The 875-nt window shown below is 39.7% G+C and carries 1 pseudogene; it reads left to right on the plus strand.

What is annotated here, in order from left to right:
* Window positions 1-875, plus strand: a pseudogene (locus tag ACFIMP_RS09760) (Vomp family autotransporter); the annotation flags it as partial.

The raw sequence follows: 875 nt of genomic DNA on the forward strand, positions 1-875 counted from the left end.
GAAGAAAAAGGCAGAGCTGTCAGGACACAAGAAAACAGTAGAATTACGTTCCTTGCAAATGGTGAGATTAGCGCTAAATCAACAGATGCTGTAACGGGTAGTCAGCTTTTTGAAACGAATGATAAGGTTGTTACTTATTTAGGAGGCAATGCAGCTTTTAATAATGGTGTGTTTACTGGGCCGACCTATAGTTTATCGGAGATTGATAAAGATGGTAAGATAACAGCCAAACCTTTTACCAATGTTGGTTCAGCTTTTGAAGGACTTGATACAAATATCAAGAATGTCAATCAGAGGATTAAGGAAGTTTCTGAAGGAGTCGCACAGGATTCTTTGAATTGGAATAATGAAGCCAATGCATTTGTAGCTAAGCATGGAACGGAAGGAAACAATAGCAAATTGAAGTTTCTATTAGATGGAGAAGTTTCTAAAGGTTCAACAGAAGCGATCACTGGCAACCAACTTTATTCAATGAATCAAACAGTTGCGACCTATTTTGGTGGAGGTGCTGGCTATGAAAATGGAAAATGGGTTGCACCCACCTTCAAACTTAAAACTGTCAATGATGATGGTAGCACTGGTGAGGAAAAGGTTTACAATAGTGTATCGGAAGCACTTGCAGGTGTTGCAAGTTCTATCACGAATGTTCACAATGATGTGACCAATGTAGTCAGTGATAGCCTTGCCAAGCAGGATGAAAAGACAAAAGTTATCACTATTGGTAAAGAAGTAGAAGGCAGTGAAATCAACATAGCCAACAAGACTGGTACGGATCGGACACTTTCAGGTGTTGGTGAAGCAACAAAGGATAATGAAGCTGTTAACAAAGGTCAGCTTGATAAAGGTTTGAAGGATCTTTCTACCAGCCTTCAGTC

The sequence above is a fragment of the Bartonella sp. AP65SXKL genome (genome assembly GCF_042195725.1).
Taxonomy (GTDB): domain Bacteria; phylum Pseudomonadota; class Alphaproteobacteria; order Rhizobiales; family Rhizobiaceae; genus Bartonella.